Origin of the sequence: Szabonella alba, assembly GCF_016765775.1 — a bacterium.
In the GTDB taxonomy this organism is placed as follows: Bacteria; Pseudomonadota; Alphaproteobacteria; order Rhodobacterales; family Rhodobacteraceae; genus Szabonella; species Szabonella alba.
The window spans coordinates 426,996-443,101 of the sequence record NZ_JAESVN010000003.1 but is presented as its reverse complement, the minus strand read 5'-3'; the positions used below and the strand labels follow the sequence as shown (position 1 = coordinate 443,101).

Here is a 16,106-nt window from a genome sequence, read left to right as displayed (position 1 = left end):
GATCGGGGGCGTCTCGGGGCAGGGCGGACATGGGGTCGTGGGGCCTTGTCGGTCCCGACTCTGCCTTGCGCGCAAATTGCCACGCCGCGCGGGGGGCAACAATCCCCCATGCCCCAAGCAAGGACGGAAATAAAGGCGCCTTGCCGTGCGGTCCGGTCCGCGTCTGTCCGGGGAGGGCGCGTGGGGGTCACAGGCTGGCGCGCTGGCGAAAGGCGGGCGCGATGCGGATCGTCTCGGGCGAGCCCGCCTCACCGGCAATGCGGCGGGCCAAAAGGCGCAACGCCTCTTCCACCGTGCGGGCAACCGGATTGGCCACGGTGGTCAGGCTGTAGGGTTCCCATGCCGCCGCCGGTATGTCGTCAAACCCCGCCACGGCCAGCGCCCCGGGCACCGCGATGCCCAGCCTGCGCGCGGCGGAGATCGCGCCGATGGCCATGGCATCATTGCCGCAGACAATCGCGTCGGGGCGTTCGGGGCCGGTCAGCATGGCCAGCGCCTGCGCCATGCCGCTGTCGACCGAATAATCGCCGCGCCGCGTGGCCACCAGCGCCAGCCCCTGCGCCGCCAATGCCGCCTCCAGCCCCTTAAACCGCTCGACATTGGAAAAGGTCTCATCCCGCCCGCCGATCCAGCCGATCCGGCTGCGCCCGGTTGCCGCCAGCCGTTCGGCGATCATCGCCATGCCGGCATGGTTGTCGCAGCAGACCGAATCGGCACCGCCCCCCTCCAGCACGCGCCCCACCACGACAATCGGCGCGCCACGCGACGAACAGCGTTCGGCCAGCTTGCGGTTGACCGATCCCGCCGCGATCACCGCACCATCGACCTGATAATCCAGCGCATGGTCCAGCGCAGGTTCGATCTCCTGCCCCGGCGAGACCGGAACCAGCAGCGGCCAGAGCCCCAGCGCGCGGATCTGCTGCGACAGAACATCAAGAAACCAGCTTTCATATGGGTTCGAGATCGTGCCGACCACCACGGCGATCAGCCCTGTCGCCCCCCCGGTCAGCCCGCGCGCCATCAGATTGGGGCGATAGCCCAGTTCATCGGCGACAGCGCGGATATGCGCGCGCTTTTCGGGCTGGATGCTGGCGCCCGGGGTGAAGGCACGCGACACCGCCGAGCGCGAGACTCCGGCCCTTGCCGCCACATCATCGGCCGTTACACGCATCGGCAAACCCTTATTGAACGCGCTTTCACAATAGTCATGTGCCTGTCACAGTTCAACATTAAATATTCTTGACAGAAGGGCTGCGAGTCAGGAACCATGATTGCACACGCTTGCAAAACCAGGTCGGGGGAGGACGATATGGGAGTCGAGGCGCTGGCGCTGCAAGGGCTGTCGATCCGGCTTGGCGGGGCAAATATTCTGGAAGATCTGTCGCTGGATGTGCAGGCGGGAAGCTTCACCTGCCTGCTGGGGCCGTCGGGCTGTGGCAAGACCACGCTGTTGCGCGCCATTGCCGGATTTGCGCCGCCCAGTTCCGGGGATATCCGCATCGGGGCGCGGTCCATTGCGGCCCTGCCGCCGGAAAAGCGCGAAACGGCGATGGTGTTCCAGTCCTATGCGCTCTGGCCGCATATGACGGTGGCGGGCAATCTGACCTATCCGCTGAAACTGCGCGGCATCGCCCGGGCCGAGCGCGAGGCGCGGGCCGAACGGATCCTCGAACTCCTGGACCTTCCGGGCTTCGGGCCGCGCCGGGTGACCAGCCTTTCGGGCGGGCAGCGCCAGCGGGTGGCGCTGGGTCGCGCGCTGATCGTCGATCCGCCGATCCTGCTGCTGGATGAGCCGCTGTCCAATCTGGATGCCGCGATCCGGCGCAACCTGCGCGGTGAATTGCGGCGGCTGCAGCAGAAACTGGGCATCACCACGATCATGGTCACCCATGATCAGGAAGAGGCGCTGTCGATGGCCGATACGATCGTGCTGATGCGTGCGGGCCGGATCGTTCAGGTCGCCCCGCCGGAAGAGCTTTATTCCCGTCCCGCCGATCTGGAGGCCGGGCGCTTTCTGGGCGTCGACAATCTGCTGGCGGGGCGTCCCGAAGATCCGGTCGCAGCCGCGACCATCGGCTTTCGCAGTGGCGATGCCCGGCTGGCCGGGGCCCCCGGAACGGGTGCGCTGAACCGCCGGGGCAGGGTGCTGGACTGCGCCTATGCCGGGGGCGGCTATCACCTGCAGATCGCTGCGGGCGATGAGGTCATCGCCGCGGTCTCAGGCTTGCCCGTCGCGCTGCAGACCGAGGTCTGCGTCACCGTTCCTGCCGCCGCCCTGATGGGTTTCGGCACTGACCACAGGCTGCTGCCCCGTGAAACCCGGCCTGATAGCGGGGCGACGGCGCGTCCGTCCCCTGAACTCCTGTCCCATTGATCCAACCCAAAGTGGAGACCTGTCCATGAAACCCTCTTTCGCCCTTGGTGCCGTGCTTGCCACAGCCCTTGCCCTGCCTGCCACCGCCCAGACCCTGAATGTGGTCACGGCGGGTGACACGAATATGGTGGATTACATCAACGATTATCTGGGCCCGAAATTCGAGGCCGCCAATCCCGGCGTGACCGTGCGCGCGCTGGGCACCGGCCCCGGTGATGGCGGCAGTCAGGCGCTTTATGAAAAGCTGGCCGCGCAGAAGGAGGCCGACACATGGGATGTCGATGTCGGGGTCGTGCATCAGCGCATGGCGGGACAGTTGGTGGCCGAAGGACTGCTGCAGTCCTATCGCGACCGGGCGGCAACGTCGGATCTGGTGACGGCGGCCAATGCCGAAAGCGCGCTGGGGGTCGATGTGGCGGGCTATGTGATCCCGATGTTCCAAAGCCAGATCGCCCTTGCCTATAATCCCGCGCTGGTGACCGAACCGCCGCAAAGCTATGCGGATCTGGTGGACTGGGCCGCCGCCAATCCGGGGCAGTTCGGCTATAACGGCATCACCGGCGGCATGGCGGGCGTGGGTTTTGTCTTTGGCTGGATGTATGCGTTTTCCGACATGGCCGAGCAGTTGCGCAACGGCCCCTATGAGGCGGATGCCCCCGCGCAATGGACCCCGGCGCTGGAAGGGCTGAAAGCCTTCAACGCCAATGTCACGATCACCCCGGGCAATGCCGGAACGCTGGATGCGCTCAATCGTGGTGAGATCGCAATGGGGCCGGTCTGGATGGACATGTTCTATACATGGGTGGCGGACGGGCGGCTGAACCCCGATCTGAAACTGCTGATCCCCGCCCCCGGCATGCCCGGTCAGCCGATGTATTACGTCGTGCCGGAAAAGGCGGCCGAGGCCGATCTGGCGGTAAAGTTCATTGAGATGGCGAGTTCACCCGAGGTGCAGGCAGAAGGCATCGTGCGGCGCTTCAACTGGCTTCCGGGGATCGACGCCAATGCGGTGCGCGAGAATCTGACCGAAGCGGAATGGGGGGCGCTGTTCACTGATGTGACGCCCGAGTTGCTGGCCGAACGCGGCATGTCGATGCCGCAGGCAGACTACTTCCGCGCCATCCTCGAATCCTATGAACGTGAGGTTGCGAACTGATCGCGACCCTGAAAACCGGGGCCGGGGCGCGGGGGATACCCTCCGCGCCTCTGCCGTCATTGCCATCCGACCCGAGGGCGCCATGACCCTATCCCGCACCGCAGCGCCCAAGGCGCCCGGCCCGTTCCGGGCCCTGCTTCCCGGCCTGATGCTGGTGGCCCCTGCGCTGCTGGCCATCGGCTTTCTGTATGTCCTGCCGCTTGTCCGGTCGGTGGTCTTTGCCTTTGTCGATGCCGAAGGCGGGTTCACCACCGCGCATCTGCGCGTTGCGGCAGAGCTTTACGGGCGGGATGTGCTGTTCACGATCTTCGTGGCACTGTCCTCGCTGGCGCTGATAGCCGTTCTGTCCATCGCGATTGCGGGCTATCTGACACTCGGGGCCACGCCCTGGGCGGTGGCGGCGCTGCGCTGGCTGTATCGCTGGCCCTTGTTCATTCCCTTCATCGTGGCGGGCCAGACCGCGCGCAGTTTCCTTGCGCGCAACGGGTTGTTTAACTCTCTGCTGATCGACAGCGGGCTGATGGATCCGGCCATGGCGCAAAGCCTGCTGGACTGGCGCGGGCTGGTCCTGACCTTCGCGTGGAAACAGGTGCCTTTCGTGACACTGCTTCTGGCCGGGGCCATGGCCTCGGTCGACCGCTCCACCATCGAGGCCGCGCGGAATATGGGGGCAGGGCGGTTGCGCTGTCTGATCCAGATCCTGTTGCCGCAGGTCAGGGGCACGCTGCTGGTCGGGCTGATTCTGTCGCTGGTCACCATCATGTCGGTCCTGTCGGTGCCGATGATGCTGATTGCGGGCAATCCGACAATGATGACCGCGATGATGGCGCATCGCGTGACTTATTATGGCGATTATCCGGTCGCCAATGCGCTGGGCCTGTTTTCCTATATCCTCACCGCCCTTGCGGCATTTGCCTATCTGCGCATGACCATGGCCCAGCGACGGGAGTCGGAACGATGACCACCCCCGCCGCCTTCACGGGCGCGCTGCGCCGTCTGCCGGGGCATCTGCTGCCCGCATTGATGATCGGGCTTTGCGCCTTTGCGGTCTTCGGGCCGCTGGGCAATCTGCTGCTTTGGGCCTTTGCGGAAAAATGGTTCTTTCCGGCGCGCTATCCCACCGAATACGGGTTCGATTTCTGGCACCGGGTGTTCCGCCCCCGGGCGGGGGCATGGGATTCTCTTTTCGCCTCGGTCTGGATCGCGCTTTCGACGGTTCTGCTCTCGATGGTGCTGGCAGTGCCTGCGGGCTATGCGCTGGCGCGGCTGGCCTTGCCGCTGCGATCGGTCATCATGCTGCTGTTTCTCTTGCCGCAGGCCTTTCCCAGCCTGCCGATCTTCGTCAATATCGCGCGGATGTTTTACGGCATGGGGCTGAACGGCACCTATTTCGGTGTGGTTCTGGTGCATTCGCTGCCGGGGCTGGTCTATGCGGTCTGGATCGCGACAGCCGCCTTTGCCGCCGTGGACCGCTCGATGGAGGAGGCCGCGCGCAATCTTGGCGCGGGCCCCTTGTGGACCTTTCGCGACATCACTCTGCCGCAGGCCTTTCCGGGGCTGGTCGCGGCCTCTATCTTCGTCTTTCTGGACAGCATCGATGAATTCACCGGCACGTTCTTTGTCGGCACGCCCGATATCTCGACCCTGCCGATCCTGATGTTCAACGCCTCGATGGGCGGGAATTACCAGATTGCCGCGATCACCGCGCTGATCCTGCTGATCCCCTCGGTCGGTTTCATGCTGGTGATCGAGCGGTTCCTGAAGGCCGATGTCCTGTCGCGGATCGGAAGGTGACGCGGATGCTGATTGCCCATCTGTCGGATTTTCACATCTCTGCCGGGCCGCCCGAAACCGCGCCCGTGCGCCGCGACGCGGCAGCCATCGCACGGTTGGTGGTGGTGGACCTGATGTCGCGCTTGCAGCGGCCTGATCTGGTGCTGATCACCGGTGATCTGGCCGATGGCGGTTCGGCGGCCGATTATGCGCTGGCGCGCGACATCCTTGCGCCCCTGACGATGCCGGTGCTGGTCGTGCCCGGCAATCACGACCGGCGGAACGAGATGCGCGCGGCCTTTGGCGCCGATATTCCCTACGGCCCGACCGATCTGCGCTTTGAGATGGGCTTTGACGGGCTGCGGGTGATCGGACTGGACAGCCTGATCCCCGGCAAGGTGGAAGGCGCGCTTGGGGACGATCAGCTGGACTGGTTCGAGGCGCGGCTGCAGCAGGGGCGCGATCCGGTGTTCCTGATGCTGCACCACCCGCCCTTTCCCTCGGGCAATGCCCATTGGGATGCCAGCGCCCTGCGCCAGGGTGGCGCGCGGCTTGAGGCCATCCTGCGCGCCAGTCCGGTGCCGGTACGACTGCTTTGCGGGCATGTGCATCAGGCCTTTCACGGCCTATGGGCAGGTGGGTATGCCGCCGTGGCGGGCAGTCCGGCCTTTCAATATGCCTTCGGCTTTGACGGGGAGGACGAGCCGCCGCTGACCGACGGGCCATTCGTCTGGTGGATGCATCACCGCCGCGCCGACGGGCAGTTCTTCACCCATCCCGCCTTGCTGGCGTTGCCGCCGCGCGACGATCTGCCCGCCGTGCCGCGGGCCGGATTCCCCTGACAGGACCTGTCGCCATTGCACCCCCCATCTTGCTTGGTCTATAGTCCGGGCAACTAGATATCGGGCCCGACCAGCGCCCCGGAAGCAGAAAGTGCAGTGCCGTGACCGACTCACCGGAAGACATTGATAACGCAGGGCCGGCCCCCGAACGCCCCGCCTTTTCCGGGCCGACCGTTTCAATCGCCGAGGAAATGAAGACCGCCTATCTCGATTACGCGATGAGCGTGATCGTCTCCCGCGCGATCCCCGATCTGCGCGATGGTCTGAAACCGGTGCATCGGCGTATCCTTTATGCGATGCACGAATCCGGTAACAGCCATGACAAGGCTTACCGCAAATCTGCGCGCCCTGTGGGTGACACGATGGGGAAATATCACCCCCATGGGGATTCCGCGATCTATGACGCGCTGGTGCGCATGGCGCAGCCCTTCTCGATGTCGCTCAAGCTGTTGGACGGGCAGGGGAATTTCGGGTCCATGGATGGCGATAACGCCGCCGCCATGCGCTATACCGAGGTGCGGATGGACAAACCCGCCGCCTTCCTTCTGGCCGATATCGACAAGGAAACCGTCGATTTTCAGGACAATTACGACGGCAAGGATCGCGAACCCACGGTTCTGCCTGCGCGCTTTCCGAATATGCTGGTCAATGGCGCGGGCGGGATCGCGGTCGGCATGGCGACCAATATCCCGCCGCATAATCTGGGTGAGGTGATCGACGGCACGCTGGCGCTGATCGAGAATCCGGATCTCTCGACCGAGGCGCTGATGGAGATCATCCCGGCGCCGGACTTTCCCACAGGGGCGCTGATCCTTGGCCGCTCGGGCGCGCGCAAGGCCTATCTGGAGGGACGCGGCTCGGTCATCATCCGGTCAAAGACCCGGGTCGAGGAGATCCGCAAGGACCGGTTCGCCATCGTCATCGACGAGATCCCCTATCAGGTGAACAAGGCCTCGATGATCGAGAAAATCGCCGACATGGTGCGCGAAAAGCGGATCGAGGGCATTTCCGGCGTGGCCGACGAATCCGACCGGATCGGCGTGCGTGTGGTGATCGAACTGAAGCGCGACGCGACGCCCGATGTGGTGCTGAACCAGCTATTCCGCTTCACACCGATGCAGACCTCGTTCGGCTGCAACATGCTGGCGCTGAACGGCGGGCGGCCCGAACAACTGACGCTGCGCGATTTCCTGTCGCATTTCATCACCTTCCGTGAGGATGTGGTGGCCCGGCGCACGGCCTATGAATTGCGCCGCGCGCGCGAACGCAGCCATGTTTTGTGCGGTCTGGCCGTGGCCGTTTCCAATGTCGATGAGGTCGTGCGCACGATCCGCGCCAGTGCCGATGCGGCCGAGGCGCGCGAAAAGCTGATGACGCGACGCTGGCCTGCGGCCGAGATCGCGCCCTTCATCCTGCTGATCGACGATCCGGCCCACAAGATGAATGAGGACGGAACCTACAACCTGTCCGAAACACAGGCCCGCGCCATTCTGGAACTGCGTCTGCAGCGCCTGACGCAGCTTGGGGTCAAGGAAGTCACAGACGAGCTGGAAGAACTGGCCGCGAAGATCAAGGATTACCTTGATATCCTGTCCTCGCGCGACCGGATCATGGCCATCATCTCGGATGAGCTGCGCGAGGTGCGCGAATTGTTCGCCGTGCCCCGCCGCAGCGAGATCGTGGACTGGGCCGGCGATATGGAGGATGAAGACCTTATCGAGCGGGAGGATATGGTCGTCACCATCACGAGCGGAGGCTATATCAAGCGTACGCCGCTGGCCGAATTCCGCCAGCAGAACCGGGGCGGCAAGGGTCTGGCCTCGATGGCGACGAAAGAGGATGACGTGGTCACCACGCTGTTCGTTGCCAATACCCATACATGGCTTTTGTTTTTCACCACCGATGGCATGGTCTACAAGCTCAAGACATGGCGTCTGCCGCTGGCGGGACGCACGGCCCGGGGCAAGGCCATGGTCAACGTCCTGCCAATCCAGTCCGGCATCACCATCGCAGCACTGATGCCGGTGGATGAACCCGAAGAAAACTGGGAAAATCTGCAGATCGTCTTTGCAACCTCGGATGGCGATGTGCGTCAGAACGATCTGTCGGATTTCACCAATGTCATGCGCAACGGCAAGATCGCGATGCGGCTGCCGGAAGGCGTGACGCTTGTGAATGCCGCCATCGCGGATGAGAATGACGATGTGATGCTGGTCACCGAACTTGGCCGGGCGATCCGCTTTTCCACCACGGAAATCCGCGTCTTCAAGTCGCGCGGCTCAACCGGGGTGCGGGGCATCCGTCTGGCAACAGGGGACAAGGTGGTCTCGATGTCGATCATCCGGCATTTCGAGGCCAGCCCCGAGGAACGCGTGGCCTATCTGAAACAGCGCCGCCTGATGGCAGGCGTGACCGAGGATGAGGCCGAAAGCGACGAGGAAGAGGACGGCGTGGCCAGCGGGCAGCTTTCGCCCGAACGCTATGCCGAAATGTCGGCATCCGAGGATCTGATCCTGACCATCACCACCGGCGGGGCGGGCAAGCTGTCGTCAAGCCATGGCTATCCGGTGCGCGGGCGCGGCGGCATGGGCGTCACGGCCATGGACAAGGCGATGCGGGGCGGGCGGCTTGTGGCCTCATTCCCGGTCGAGATGTCCGATCAGATCATGCTGGCCACCTCAACCGGTCAGTCGATCCGGGTTCCGGTCGATCAGATCAGCTTCCGTTCGCGTTCGGCGGGCGGGGTGCGCGTCTTCAACGTGACGGCTGGAGAGCAAGTTGTCTCGGTCGCGCGGGTTGCCGAACAGGGCGATCCGACCTGACGGGAACCGGAACCGACCTCTTGCGTTGCCCCACATTGGCGGGCGGATGCCACGGCATCCGCCCGAAATTCATTTACGGCAGACCCTGTGCTGCCCCGGTGTTACGGAATAACCGATGCCGCATTCCTGGGATGACTACCGCTTCATGCATCATCTGCATCGTCTGGGCACGATGGCGGCAGTCGCGCGCAGGCTGAACACCACAACCGCGACCGTTTCACGCCGGATCGAGAAGGTGAATCACAGATTCGGCTTTCCCGTTTTCAGCCGCCGGGGCGAACGCTGGGTCCTCAATCCGGATCTTGAACCGGTGCTGGAGGTGATCAGCCGGTTCGCGGATGAGATGGAAGTGCAGCACAACAATCTCAATGATGCCTCGACGCGGGTCACGACGGCGCTGGCGCTTGGCTGTCCGCCCTATATCGCCTCCTGCATCCTGCTGCCGAACATGACCGAGGCTGGGGAATTGCCCGAACATGTTGAACTGACGATCCATGACCGGGCGATGGAGCAGGGGCTGGGCGATTGCGATATCCTGCTGCGGCACGGGCAACCCGAAGGGGGGCGGCTGGTGACGCGCCGCGCCGGTGCCACCGGATTCCGGCTTTACCGTCCGGTCGGAACCCGCAGGATGGACCGTTGGGCGGGGCTGACGCGCGATCTGGATGATTTTGCGCCCATGCGCCGCGCGGCAGAAATTCTCGGTTGCCCGCCATCGCTGCGCGTCTCGCAGTTCGGCCATCTGCGCGAGGCGATCCTTGCTACCGGTCTGCCCGGTCTGCTGCCCGATATCCTTGCCGCTGCCGATGACCGGCTGGAGCCGGTCTGGACCGGCATGGAGATCCAGTCCGATCTCTGGCTGACCTATCACGAGACCCGGCGCAATGACCGTGCATTGCGGGCAACGGTCGACTGGATCCTCGCAAGTTTTGCAAAATGCGAAATTCGTCATTCCTGTAAACCCGATGTTTCGGATTTATAGGGTTGTGATCGGGTGCGCTGTGCCTGAAGGTGAAGATAACGAGCATAAAACAACCTGAGGCCGAGAGTATTTTTCTGTCAATCTGTTACGGGCAGTCTGTTGCGGTGGGCTAAGAGGGTGTTCCCTCTGACTGCACCACCATCCGCCCCGGAATGAGGCTTAGACTTCCGGCACGCAAGCACAGGCGGATTTCGGTCAGGATCGCATGCTCATTTGAAATTGAAAGGCCGGACATGGGGCGTGTCGAACCCTCGCCCTGTCCGCCGTCTTTCGGACGGGTTTGTCACGAGTTCGGTTTGTAACCTACACGCTCTCAACTTGAACCGCCATTCCTTGTGAATGGCGGTTTTTTCTGGCCTTTCCCTTGCCCGGCTTTCGTCCTATCCCGGTCGCAACGGACCCGGAGGACAGCATGACGCAGAAGCTGCATATCATCGGCGGCGGGATGGCCGGATCAGAGGCGGCATGGCAGGCGGCCGAGGCGGGCGTGGATGTGGTGATCCATGAGATGCGCCCGAAAACCGGTACTTTCGCGCATCGCACTGGCGATCTGGCCGAGATGGTCTGCTCCAATTCCTTCCGCTCGGATGATGACGAACGCAATGCCGTGGGGCTGTTGCACTGGGAAATGACGGCGGCGGGTGGTCTGGTGATGGACTGCGCCCGGGCGCATAAACTGCCTGCGGGCGGTGCGCTGGCGGTGGACCGCGATGCGTTTTCTGCCGCTGTCACGGCGCGCCTGCGGGCCCATCCCCGCGTAACTGTCAGCGGTGAGGAGATCACCGAACTGCCGCAGGACGGCCAATGGATCATCGCGACCGGGCCGCTGACCTCATCGGCGCTGGCCGACAGCATCCGGGGCGAGACAGGGGCCGAGGCGCTGGCGTTTTTCGACGCGATTGCCCCGATCGTCTATGCAGACAGCATCGACATGTCCGTGGCATGGCGGCAAAGCCGCTATGACAAGGGCGAGACGGAAGAGGAACGCACCGCCTATATCAACTGCCCGATGACGAAGGATCAGTATGAAACCTTCATCGACGCGCTGCTGGCGGCGGACAAGACCGAATTCCATGAGGGGGAGACGGCAGGCTATTTCGACGGCTGCCTGCCCATTGAGGTGATGGCTGAACGCGGGCGGGAAACGCTGCGCTTTGGTCCGATGAAGCCCGTCGGGCTGACCAATGCGCATGATCCGCAGGTCAAGGCCTATGCCGTGGTGCAACTGCGCCGCGACAACAAGCTGGGCACACTTTACAATATAGTGGGCTTCCAGACCAAGATGAAATACGGCGCGCAAACCGCTGTTTTCAAATTGATTCCGGGGCTGGAGCGGGCCAGTTTCGCGCGGCTTGGCGGCATTCACCGCAATACATTCATCAATTCGCCCACCCTGCTGGATGACCGGATGCGGCTGCGCTCTCGCCCCAATATCCGCTTTGCCGGGCAGATCACCGGGGTTGAGGGCTATGTCGAAAGTGCGGCCATGGGATTGCTTGCAGGCCGGATGGCTGCGGCTGAACTGTCAGGGCGCCATCTGCCGCCGCCGCCGCCCGAAACCGCGATGGGGGCGCTGATTACCCATATCACCGGAGGGGCGGAGGCGAAAAGTTTCCAGCCGATGAATGTCAATTTCGGGCTGTTTCCGCCGATTGACGCCAAAGGCGGACGCAAGGGGCGAAAGGACCGCTATCTTGCCTATACGTCGCGGGCGAAAGAGGCGTTTTCCCAATGGCTTGCCGGTCAGGATTGATGTGATGGGTGAATTTGTCACCCGTTTCGCACCTTCGCCCACCGGCCCATTGCATCTGGGCCATGCCTATTCGGCGATGCTGGCGCATGACCGTGCCCGGGCGGCAGGCGGGCGGTTTCTGCTTCGGATGGAAGACACCGACCTCCAACGCAGTAAACCCGAATGGGAGGCGGCGATCATCGCCGATCTTGACTGGCTGGGGTTGACGTTTGATGGCCCGGTGCACCGCCAGTCCCCGAAGATCCCCGACTATAACCGACGGCTGGAAGGTCTGGCCGATGCCGGGCTGCTTTACCCCTGTTCCTGCAGCCGCGGCGATATCCGGGCCGCCGTTTCGGCGCCACAAGAGGGGGTGGTGCATCCGCATTATCCCGGCACCTGCCGGGGCAGGCCGATGTCCGACCGGCAACCGGGTGATGCGCTGCGGCTGGATCTGGGCCGTGCGCTGGCGCGGCTGGGACCGGACCTCCCGGTCTTTGCCGAAACCGGCCCCGGACAGGCCGGGGACCACCGCATTGACCCCGATCAGGCCATCACGCGGATCGGCGATATCGTGCTCAGCCGCAAGGGTGAGGATATCGTCGCCTATTTCCTCGCCTCGGCCTTCGACGATGCCGATCAGGGCATCACCCATGTCATCCGGGGGGAGGACCTGTTCGATTTCACGCCGGTGCAGGTGATCCTGCTGCATCTCTTTGGCCTGCCGGTGCCGGTCTATCACCATCACCGCCTGATCCGGGATGAGGCGGGCAAGCGGCTGGCCAAGCGCGACGATGCGCGCGCCATTGCGAAGTTCCGCGACGAAGGGGCCAGCCCGCAGGATATCCGCGCGCGGGTCGGCCTGTTGCCCGTCTGATCCGCAATCAGCCCGGTACCATCCGGTAAAGCGCGCCGTCGGCCACCGACAGGAACCAGATCGCCCCGTCCGGCGCCTCGGTCACATCGCGCACCCGGCCGGTCTCGGGCGTCTCAATCCGGTATTCGCGGAACCGGTCGGCAGGGTCGAGGCGTGAGATGAAATCGGAATTCAGGCTGCCGGTCAGGAAATGGCCCTGCCAGCCGGGAAACAGATCGCCCTTCAGGATCGTAAGCCCCGAGGGCGCGATAGAGGGATCCCAGTAATGGGCGGGCTGTTCCATACCCGGATGCGTTGTGCCCTCACCGATCTTCGTGCCGTTGTAATTCACGCCATAGGAAATCACCGGCCAGCCGTAATTCAGACCCGCCTCCACGCGGTTGACCTCATCGCCGCCGCGCGCACCGTGTTCGACGACCCAAAGCTGACCCTCGGCATCCAGCGCGGCACCCTGAATATTGCGATGGCCGAAACTGTGCAGTCCCGGCACCGCATCGGACATCGAGGTGAAGGCGGGGGCGGTCTGCGGCGCACCGGTCGGGGCGAAGGCCAGCACCTTGCCCTCGGGTCGGCTGATATCCTGGGCCAGATCGCCGGTGCCCCGGTCGCCGGTTGTCAGAAAGACCACCCCATCCGCCGCCTCGACCAGTCGCGCGCCGAAATGCCGACCGCCATTGCGCGCTGCCGGTTCATGCAGGATGCGGAAATCCTCCAGCGTGCGTCCATCCCCGGACAGGTGCCCATATCCCAATGACGTGCCTGCGCCGCCGCCATCGGCGGGGGCGGCGAAACTGATCCAGATGCGGCGGCTTTGGGCGAAATCGCGCGGCACCAGCACATCCAGCAACCCGCCCTGACCGCCGACGGCAATCTCAGGCAGGCCCGAAACCCCGACCGGATCAGCCCCTTCGCCCGCGAAATGCAGCAGACGCCCCCCCCGTTCGGTCACCAGAAAGCCGGTATCGGGCAGGAAGGCCACGCCCCAGGGTTCATTCAGGCCCTGCACGACCGGTGTTATGCGCAGTTCCTGCGCGGCCAGTGATCCGGGTTCAAACATGGTTGCGGCAAGCGCCAGCGCCAGAGCGGCGGGTGCTGCAACGCGGGCGCGGAGGTGATTTATGCTGCGGGCGGGGGGGATGCGTGCAGGGTTCGGCATGACGGCTCCTTTGCGGCTTTCCCATCAATCTGGGGCTGCCTGCCGCTGCGGCAACCTTGTAAACTTCGTTCCAAGGCTCACAAATCCGTGGGGAAAGGCCGCATAACACTGCTTTTCGGCGCTTTTCTTTTGGTTTGGCCGCGTCTAACCTGTTGCACAGGATCAAGGTCCAACATGGGAGAGACCAATGAAAAAATTGCTTGCCGCCACTGCCGCGACCGCACTGTTCGCCGGTGCCGCAATGGCCGAAGAGGTCAAGATCGGCATCATTCTGGGCTTCACCGGCCCGCTGGAATCGATCACGCCCGGCATGGCTGCCGGTGCTGAACTGGCGATGAAGGAAGTCACGGATTCGGGCAAGTTCATGGATGGCTCGTCCGTCGTTCCGGTCCGTGCCGACAGCACCTGCGTCGATGCCGCCGCCGCCACCGCCGCCGCCGAACGTCTGGTCACCTCTGACGGGATCAAGGCGATCATGGGGTCGGATTGCTCGGGCGTCACCGGTGCGATCCTGCAGAATGTGGCGCGTCCCAATGGCATTGCGATGATCTCGCCCTCGGCCACTTCGCCGGGCCTGTCCACCGCCGAGGATGACGGTCTGTTCTTCCGCACCGCACCCTCGGATGCGCGTCAGGGCGTCGTGATGACGGACATCCTGATGGACAAGGACATCAAGACCGTCGCCGTGACCTATACCAACAACGATTACGGCAAGGGTCTGGCCGACAGCTTCCAGGCGGCGTTCGAGGCTGCGGGCGGCACCGTCACCATTTCGGCCGCGCATGAGGACAACAAGGCCGACTATTCGGCCGAGGTCGGCGCGCTGGCCGCTGCCGGTGGCGATGTGCTGGTCGTGGCGGGCTATACCGACAAGGGCGGCAAGGGCATCATTCAGGCCAGCCTCGATTCGGGCGCCTTCGATACCTTCGTTCTGCCCGATGGCATGGTCGGACAGCAACTGGTCGATGATATCGGCGATGGCCTGACCGGCAGCTTCGGCCAGTATCCGGGCACCGACAGCGAAGGCGCGGAAATCTTCCAAGGCATGGCGACGGCTGCGGGCTTTGAAGGCACTGGCGCCTTTGCCCCGGAAAGCTATGACGCGGCGGCGTTGATCATGCTTGCCATGGCGGCGGCGGGATCGACCGACAGCAAGGACTGGGCCCCCAAGGTGATGGATCTGGCCAATGCACCGGGTGAGCCGATCCTGCCGGGCGAACTGGGCAAGGCGCTGGATCTGATCGCGCAAGGCGTCGAGATCGACTATATCGGCGCGACAGCGGTGGAACTGATCGGACCGGGCGAAAGTGCGGGCAATTACCGCGAGATCGAGATCAAGGACGGCGTGATCGAGACGGTCCGCTTCCGTTGATCGCGACCTGACAGAACTGGGAACGGCCCGGGGCGCAGCAATGATGCCCCGGGCCGTTGACTTAAGGCAAAAGCTCTGGCGGCGGCTCCGATACGGGCCGGAAAGACCGGGGCGACAGGGGAGTATGAGGGAATGATCGTCGTTGACGGGCTTCACAAGCATTTTGGCGGTTTCCATGCCGTGGATGGCGCGTCGCTGTCTATCGCGGAGCGCTCGATCACCGGGCTGATCGGCCCGAACGGTGCGGGCAAGACCACGCTGTTCAACGTGATCGCCGGGCGGCTGAAGCCGACCTCGGGCCGGGTTTCGATGGCGGGTGAGGATATTACCGGACTGACGCCTCATGAACTGTTTCACAAGGGGCTTTTGCGCACCTTCCAGATTGCGCATGAATTCGGCTCGATGAGCTGTCTGGAAAACCTGATGACGGTGCCGGGCGCCCAGTTGGGGGAAACGCTGTGGAATGCGTGGTTCCGGCGCGGCGCCGTGGCGGCGGAGGAGGCGCGGCTGCGCGACAAGGCACAAGAGGTGCTGAAATTCCTGACCATCGACCATCTGGCCGATCAGAAGGCCAGCCAGATTTCCGGCGGCCAGAAAAAGCTGCTGGAACTGGGCCGCACGATGATGGTCGATGCGAAGATCGTTTTTCTGGATGAGGTGGGCGCGGGTGTGAACCGCACGCTGCTGAACACGATCGGCGATGCGATCATCCGCCTGAACGAGGAACGCGGCTATACGTTCTGCGTGATCGAACATGACATGGATTTCATCGGCAGGCTGTGCAATCCGGTCATCTGCATGGCCGAAGGTAAGGTTCTGGCAGAAGGAACGGTCGAGGACGTGAAGAACGACGAACGGGTGATCGAGGCCTATCTGGGCACCGGATTGAAGAACAAGGTGAAAGCGGAGGTCGCCCATGCGTGACCGTTGGGTGCAGTTTCCGGCCGGGCAGGGGCGCCGTCTGCCCCCCTCGGATTTTCGGGGCAAATCCTCACCCCCCCAACCTCCATTTTCCGGGGA

At 63.8% G+C, this 16,106-nt stretch carries 13 protein-coding genes; 11 read left to right on the top strand and 2 right to left on the bottom strand.

Annotation, left to right across the window (positions count from 1 at the left end; translation table 11 throughout):
* Positions 1 to 187: 187 nt before the first annotated feature.
* Positions 188 to 1,171: a LacI family DNA-binding transcriptional regulator gene (locus JL811_RS09785; RefSeq protein ID WP_202688417.1), complete on the bottom strand. Its 984-nt coding sequence runs from the start codon at positions 1,169 to 1,171 to the stop codon at positions 188 to 190.
* Between the two features lie 138 nt (positions 1,172 to 1,309).
* On the opposite strand from JL811_RS09785, the gene JL811_RS09780 reads away from it, so the two are divergent.
* The 9 genes from JL811_RS09780 (at position 1,310) to gluQRS (ending at position 12,558) form a co-directional block, all read left to right on the top strand.
* On the top strand, positions 1,310 to 2,374 hold the full coding sequence (locus tag JL811_RS09780; RefSeq protein WP_202688416.1) for an ABC transporter ATP-binding protein: 1,065 nt from the start codon (positions 1,310 to 1,312) through the stop codon (positions 2,372 to 2,374).
* 25 nt (positions 2,375 to 2,399) lie between these two features.
* Positions 2,400 to 3,530 carry an extracellular solute-binding protein gene (locus JL811_RS09775; protein ID WP_202688415.1) on the top strand — a complete coding sequence of 377 codons (1,131 nt, stop codon included), beginning with the start codon at positions 2,400 to 2,402 and terminating at the stop codon, positions 3,528 to 3,530.
* Between the two features lie 82 nt (positions 3,531 to 3,612).
* On the top strand, positions 3,613 to 4,491 hold the full coding sequence (locus JL811_RS09770; RefSeq protein ID WP_202688414.1) for an ABC transporter permease: 879 nt from the start codon (positions 3,613 to 3,615) through the stop codon (positions 4,489 to 4,491).
* Complete coding sequence (locus tag JL811_RS09765) at positions 4,488 to 5,324, top strand: ABC transporter permease (RefSeq protein ID WP_202688413.1); 837 nt, start codon at positions 4,488 to 4,490, stop codon at positions 5,322 to 5,324. The genes JL811_RS09770 and JL811_RS09765 overlap by 4 nt, the downstream gene beginning before the upstream one ends.
* Positions 5,325 to 5,329: 5 nt before the next feature.
* Positions 5,330 to 6,145: a metallophosphoesterase gene (locus JL811_RS09760; RefSeq protein WP_202688412.1), complete on the top strand. Its 816-nt coding sequence runs from the start codon at positions 5,330 to 5,332 to the stop codon at positions 6,143 to 6,145.
* A gap of 101 nt (positions 6,146 to 6,246) precedes the next feature.
* Positions 6,247 to 8,967, top strand: a complete 2,721-nt coding sequence (gyrA, locus tag JL811_RS09755) for a DNA gyrase subunit A (protein WP_202688411.1) — start codon at positions 6,247 to 6,249, stop codon at positions 8,965 to 8,967.
* 115 nt (positions 8,968 to 9,082) lie between these two features.
* Complete coding sequence (locus JL811_RS09750) at positions 9,083 to 9,949, top strand: LysR family transcriptional regulator (RefSeq protein ID WP_202688410.1); 867 nt, start codon at positions 9,083 to 9,085, stop codon at positions 9,947 to 9,949.
* Positions 9,950 to 10,361: 412 nt separating this feature from the next.
* Positions 10,362 to 11,702, top strand: a complete 1,341-nt coding sequence (gene trmFO / locus JL811_RS09745; RefSeq protein ID WP_202688409.1) for a methylenetetrahydrofolate--tRNA-(uracil(54)-C(5))-methyltransferase (FADH(2)-oxidizing) TrmFO — start codon at positions 10,362 to 10,364, stop codon at positions 11,700 to 11,702.
* Positions 11,703 to 11,706: 4 nt separating this feature from the next.
* Positions 11,707 to 12,558: a tRNA glutamyl-Q(34) synthetase GluQRS gene (gluQRS, locus tag JL811_RS09740; RefSeq protein WP_202688408.1), complete on the top strand. Its 852-nt coding sequence runs from the start codon at positions 11,707 to 11,709 to the stop codon at positions 12,556 to 12,558.
* 7 nt (positions 12,559 to 12,565) lie between these two features.
* Here gluQRS and JL811_RS09735 read toward each other — a convergent pair whose 3' ends face one another.
* Positions 12,566 to 13,714, bottom strand: a complete 1,149-nt coding sequence (locus tag JL811_RS09735) for a PQQ-dependent sugar dehydrogenase (RefSeq protein WP_202688407.1) — start codon at positions 13,712 to 13,714, stop codon at positions 12,566 to 12,568.
* A gap of 187 nt (positions 13,715 to 13,901) precedes the next feature.
* Here JL811_RS09735 and JL811_RS09730 point away from each other — a divergent pair, with 187 nt between their 5' ends.
* Positions 13,902 to 15,086 carry an ABC transporter substrate-binding protein gene (locus JL811_RS09730; RefSeq protein ID WP_202688406.1) on the top strand — a complete coding sequence of 395 codons (1,185 nt, stop codon included), beginning with the start codon at positions 13,902 to 13,904 and terminating at the stop codon, positions 15,084 to 15,086.
* Between the two features lie 132 nt (positions 15,087 to 15,218).
* Positions 15,219 to 16,010, top strand: coding sequence for an ABC transporter ATP-binding protein (locus tag JL811_RS09725; protein WP_202688405.1), 792 nt, complete (start codon positions 15,219 to 15,221; stop codon positions 16,008 to 16,010).
* Positions 16,011 to 16,106 lie beyond the last annotated feature (96 nt).